This is a genomic window from Lentimicrobiaceae bacterium, from assembly GCA_028697555.1.
In the GTDB taxonomy this organism is placed as follows: Bacteria; Bacteroidota; Bacteroidia; order Bacteroidales; family UBA4417; genus UBA4417.
On record JAQVEX010000080.1, the window covers coordinates 1 to 5,862 of the forward strand.

Annotated in this window: 6 protein-coding genes; 2 read left to right on the plus strand and 4 right to left on the minus strand. The window is 34.3% G+C overall.

All coding sequences use genetic code 11. From position 1 onward, the window contains the following. On the plus strand, nucleotides 1-122 hold a 122-nt coding region (locus tag PHP31_09750; GenBank protein MDD3739559.1), incomplete at its 5' end, for an IS1595 family transposase. 65 nt (nucleotides 123-187) lie between these two features. Here PHP31_09750 and PHP31_09755 read toward each other — a convergent pair. From PHP31_09755 to PHP31_09765, 3 genes are all read right to left on the minus strand, one after another. Further along, nucleotides 188-1,666 carry an O-antigen ligase family protein gene (locus tag PHP31_09755; GenBank protein ID MDD3739560.1) on the minus strand — a complete coding sequence of 493 codons (1,479 nt, stop codon included), beginning with the start codon at nucleotides 1,664-1,666 and terminating at the stop codon, nucleotides 188-190. Then, nucleotides 1,663-3,663, minus strand: coding sequence for a hypothetical protein (locus PHP31_09760; GenBank protein ID MDD3739561.1), 2,001 nt, complete (start codon nucleotides 3,661-3,663; stop codon nucleotides 1,663-1,665). Before PHP31_09760 ends, PHP31_09755 begins: the two co-directional genes overlap by 4 nt. 67 nt (nucleotides 3,664-3,730) lie before the next feature. Continuing rightward, nucleotides 3,731-4,087: a CoA-binding protein gene (locus PHP31_09765; protein MDD3739562.1), complete on the minus strand. Its 357-nt coding sequence runs from the start codon at nucleotides 4,085-4,087 to the stop codon at nucleotides 3,731-3,733. 90 nt (nucleotides 4,088-4,177) lie between these two features. Between PHP31_09765 and PHP31_09770 the strand changes: the two genes are divergently transcribed. After that, nucleotides 4,178-5,509: a sialidase family protein gene (locus PHP31_09770; GenBank protein MDD3739563.1), complete on the plus strand. Its 1,332-nt coding sequence runs from the start codon at nucleotides 4,178-4,180 to the stop codon at nucleotides 5,507-5,509. Here the strand turns inward: PHP31_09770 and PHP31_09775 are convergent. Further along, on the minus strand, nucleotides 5,506-5,862 hold a 357-nt coding region (locus tag PHP31_09775; GenBank protein MDD3739564.1), incomplete at its 5' end, for an energy transducer TonB. The genes PHP31_09770 and PHP31_09775 overlap by 4 nt on opposite strands.

The window sequence follows — 5,862 nt, forward strand, 5'->3', positions numbered from 1 at the left end:
AAAACTATCTTGATGAATTTTGCTATAAGTTTAATCGTAGATACTACGGAGAAGCTCTGTTCAATAGATTACTAGTGGCGAGCGTTAGTTATAAAAATGAATTTAGGTACAAATACGGATAATCATTTAAATTTTTTACAAAGGATTACAAAAAACAGATTTGCTGCAAAGGAATTGACCTATAGCACTAAGCATTTTCATTGTTTTCTATTAGATCAATAGGTTTTTCCCTTCGTTTTTTGTTGTGATAAATGTCAATAGCAACAATAATTGCTGCAAAACCCCAAAATGGTACAGCAGCTTTGTCGGTATCTAGGAAATTATTTAAAAATCCATGAAGCAGGTAGGTTGTTATTCCAGCAATTGTTGATGCGGTAATAATTTTTAAAGAATATGATTCGGCATGAATATAATTCTTAACAGCAGTAACAAATATTACCAACGAAACCAATATAAACGACAGCATACCGGGTAATCCTGTCTCAGAAAGCGCCCCTAAATATTCGCTGTGGGCATTTCCCATATCTCCTGCATTAGTGCTTATAATTGTTTTTTCATAAGAAAACTGAAATGGCGCGTAATTAAACTGGTATGTTCCTGGTCCCCAACCAAAAATGGGTTTCTCTTTAAACATTCTCACGGCACAATTCCATCGGTTTATCCTCTCCAAATTTGAAGCATCGGTTGCAACGTTACTAATAGATTTTATGTGCTCGCTAAAATCGGTGGAGGAGTCTTGTTTATTGCCTTCAAGCGACATAAATATCTGATCTTGAAATGCGAAAAATAAACCAACAACTATTACGATACCAGATATTACAACTTTATAATTTATTTTAAATCTTAAAACTATATATACTCCTAATGCACCCAACAAGCTTACCCAAGCTGCACGAGTGTATGATAATGTTATCGCGACAAGGAAATAACCTAAAACCACTCCTGAAATTAGTCTAAGTTTAGATTTTAATTCTTTATTAAAAAGAAAACCTATAAGCACAGGTATAAACATCGCAAGCATTGCACCGTATGATGTGTGATCGTTATAAAACGGATACATTACATAGTTTGCAGAGCTTTGACTGAATCCACGGTTGGCATGTTTTACCATTGTATAAGTTATAACAATGCAAAATGGAATAATGTACAGCCAAAAGAAACGATTAATATTTTCAGGTTTTTTAAAAACTTGCGTTAATAAGAAAAAGAATGGTATTATAAACCATAACGAAGCAACAAAATATTTGATTGAAACAAGAGGCATCGTGCTAGTAAAAATTGTAATAAATCTCCAGGCCAGATAAAAATACAAAGCCAATGAAATTGGATGCCTAGCAACTGATCTGTCGAAATTTCTTTCTAAAAGCTGTTTTAAAATGAAAATAATCAGAATACTTACAAAAATTGGTTCTGTTGGCAAATCAACATTAAAATCAAATCCAGGTGCAAAAGTTGCTAAAGGAACAGAGAGGGGGACTAAAAAAACTGAGTATAGCAAAACCTTATCGAGAGCAAAGAATAGTGCAAAGAAAACTATAATTGCAAGAGGAACAAGATTAAATAAAAAACTCTCTTCCTTAATAATTATCAGCGAATTTGTAATGATAAAAAGAAGTGAAATAGCATAAAATGCTATCAGTTTATATTTTTGCTCCGAAACCGTCATTTGGTTTTTTTAGCTCCTTCAATTATGGAAATAAGTATTGTTCCTGCCATGAATGCTCCTAAAACTGAAAATAAAACAATCAACCAACGCACAGGATAAGACTTTTTATCTGCAGGAAATGGTTTAGAAATTACATGAGAGTAAGTTTGAACTTTACCAGCATCTCTAAGGGCATTTTCATAAATATTCTTAGCAGTGTGCATGTCTGATAGAGCATAATAAAACAAAGAATCGTTTTTATGATACTCCGCGCCATATTCCTGCCAATTACCAAGTACTGTTCTAGCTTCGTCAAGACTTCTACCACTGTAAATTGCCTCGGTATATTTTTCAACCTGAGCTGTCATGTCAAGCATTCCATACTCTGTTCTATAGGTTTTTAATAAATTACCAAGACTGTCTATTTCTTTAACTTTAATATCGAATTGCTTTTTATAAATGCTTACAATTTCTTTTGATTTTTTTATGTTAAGATTAAGAACCAACTTGTCATAAAACGAGATAATTGAATCAGCCATGTCGGAAGCAACCTGAGGATCTATATCTGTTACAGTTATTACAATAGCTTCGTTTGGTGTTTTCTGAATATTAACATTCCCATTATAATACTTAAGGATTTTCCACACGTGATTTGGATCGTCCTTGCTTATTCCATAATGTTCATATAAATCAAATGCATCAACAACCATAAACTTGATGTCATCACTTTGAATAAGCTCAAGCATTTGCTCACTTTCCGATTCTTCGGAGAGTGGTGCAATATTAGCTGGATAAACTACCGCACTAGATTTATATTTTGGCTTTATAAACCAAGAAGAAGAAAACAATGCTCCCATTGCTCCAGCAACAACAGCCAGAACAAGAAGATGCCATTTCCACTTCATTATAAGTGCGAATATACTTTTTGTTTTAAAATAACTTTCCATAACATCGTATTTAGGTAGTTCAAATTCACTTTTTATTTTCTCTAGCTCTGTTTTAAGTTCGAAAAGACTTTTTTTTTTAATGTACTTATCAAATAAAATAAGTAAAATTATTGAAAACAACATTGTTGACAATACACTAACACTAATCGTTAACCAGTAAATCGGATAATGTTTTCTATCAGCAACTTCACCCGGACTTACGATATAAGTGTTTGGCAGGTTTTGCTCAAGGTCAATCTTTGCTTCTCTGTATTTTGCTTCAATTACTGCAAGTTGCTTTACTTCCTCAAACATTTGTTCTTTAAGGATTGAGTGAGAGCTTCCATAAGTCGCAAGCACCTCGAGCTTTTTTTCTATTTCAACTTTTGCTCGTTCGTTCCCAGAAGCAATTGCAATAGCATGCTGCTCACTATACATCTCGGTTTGAGACTTAACATCAATTACACCAAGCTTACTTAAAACAGAAAGAGAATCTTCTATTGCTTTAATTTTTTCTTTTTGTGCAATAAATTCTTTTTCAACAATGATAAATGCCTTAGTTGCGCGCTCTCTTTGAATATTTGCATAGATACTATCAACGAGTGCTGCAATATCGTTTGCTATTAAGGCCGCCGTGTCTGCGCTTTCATCCAAAACATCAATACGGATAGACATATATTCGGTTCGCGAAATCTCTATGTTTGCATCGTATTTGCGATATAAACTTGTATAAGCATATTTTGCTCCAGGATCAATTCTATAATGCCTAAACAAATCATACTTTTCAATAATTCTGTTACGAATTTCGGATGATAACAAAATTTGCATTAATTGCTCAACATCCTCCTCTTCCCCAAAATTCAAAATTTCCTTTTTTTGCTGACTTTCGGTAATAAGTGCCTGCGAAATACTTCCTGATGATGTCGGAAATAAAATTACAGTAGATTTAAACTTGGGAGGAATGCTTATGCAAACAATTAACGAAACTATAGCAGAAACCACACCAATAACGAACAATGCTATTTTGTACTTAGAAATAAATCCTACAAAATCAGTTAAGTTAAATACATTATCCTGTTTCGTTTCCTGCATCACTATTTTGTTATTTTCAGCTCACAAAAATATAAAATTTATTAAATAACTTATTTTTTTTTTGTGACTAATAAATATTTCTGCTTACCATAACTAATACACAGTCGTTAACAACAATAACCCCCTTGTCTGTAAGTTGCTTTTGGAAATCGGGATTGTATGTGCCAGGATTAAAAATTATGCGACGAGGAAGATTTGATAGAATTAGATCATAATATTTTTCCTGATTTTCTAGTGATAAATACATCGCTATAGTGTCAATTTTTAAATCTTCGGGGTAATAATTCTGAATTGAAAGACCACTAATTTCTCCAGTTTTTACTCCAACGGGTATCACTTGCTTTCCCTCCGAGGCTAATAATTCGGTAGCTCTGTATGAATATCTGCGGGGGTTTGGACTGGCACCTAAAACTATGTGAATCATAAACTAAAACTATTTTTTTACAAAGTTATTAATTATGTAATATGAATCAAAAAAAATACGTTTATTTGCTAAAATACGAGATTGAATTTTATGAGCAAATTATTGAAAATATTTTTGGTGTTTCTTTTAACAATTAGCTATATCTATCTGCATTCACAAGAGTGTGGGTTTTTTAGAAAGCAAGTTGTTTTAGACCCAATGAATACACAGTACTACATTTTTAGAATTCCATCAATTGTCACTACCCAAAAAGGAACAATAATGATTTTTGCTGAAGGTCGCAAAGGCAGAGGGGGAGATTGGGATCCTTCAAATATAGTTTTTAGGGCAAGTTATGATAAGGGTAATACTTGGACAGATATCTCAATTCTAGGAGATTACGGAATTACTACTTGTTCAAACGCAGTTCCTATTTTCGATTACTTCGAGAATAAGCTGCATGTTGTTTATACTGTTGGTTATTCAATCGTTTACTATACCTGTAGTTCTGATGATGGCCTATCGTGGGAAAAGCCAGTTAATATTACTGCTTCTTTTGAAAAAATCAAAGCAGAATATCCTTGGAAGGTTATCGCTACTGGCCCTGGTCATGGAACTCAGCTAAGCTCAGGGCGAATAATTGTTCCTGTTTGGATGTCGTCTAGTGGCGCAGTTGATTCTGCAACTAATACTCTTGCACATCATCCATCAATTTCAACGGTTTTATTTAGCGACGACTTTGGCAAAACATGGGAAACAGGAGATATTATAAGCCCGAATAACGACACTCTTATATTTCCTAACGAAGCCATTTGTGTCGAAACTGCCGATGGGTTTGTAATGTTTAACATGAGAAACGAATCACCAAATTACAGAAGATTGGTTTCTATAAGTCCAAATGGTGTTAGCAATTGGACAAGACCATACTATTCCGACAATTTCTTCGAGCCAATTTGTCATGCTTCGATGATTAGATATTCTATTCGTCCTTTTCAAGACCAAAATCGGATTCTCTTTGTTAATCCCGACAGTAGAATGTCGCCCTGGAGCATGAAAAGAGGTACAACAAGCAAGGCGGCACCTAAAAGAGAGAGATCGAATCTTACATTAAGAATAAGTTATGACGAAGCCGTAACTTTTCCCGTTTCGAAAGTAATCGACCCTGGCATTGCAGGTTACTCAGATTTAGCAATTGACTCTACGGGAGTAATACATTGTATTTACGAATCGGGCATGAAAAACAACAATAAATTTCTTCCATCAGCTATCACTATGGTATCGTTCGACCTTCAATGGGCCACAAATTGCAAAGACTCTTTATCGGTTAATGATATGCCGATAAATTCCAATATGATATGCGCTGCTGACAAGCAGAATAATCCTCAGCCGATAAAAAAGAAAAAATACAATCGATTTAGGAAAAAAGCTCCAAGGACTTGCTAGTTGAGTTGAAAAAATATTGGAATTAGATATGACACAGGAACTGGCTTCCCTCTCTGCTTTCCTGGAGTCCATTGTGGCAAAAGTTCTATCACCCTTTTTGCTTCTTGGTCTAATGACGGGTCAATTCCTCGCACAATACTAACATTTGTTACTTTACCATCAATGTCAATTACAAATTGAACGTATACTTTCCCAGAAATCATATTTTGCTTTGCCTCTTCGGGATAAGTGACATTATCTGCAATAAATTTTAAGAGAGCACTATCTCCTCCCGGATATATAGGTTTTTGCTCAACCATAACGAATGCGATGGGTTCAGGCTCAGAATTATCTTCCTCCGCCACTTCGAAATC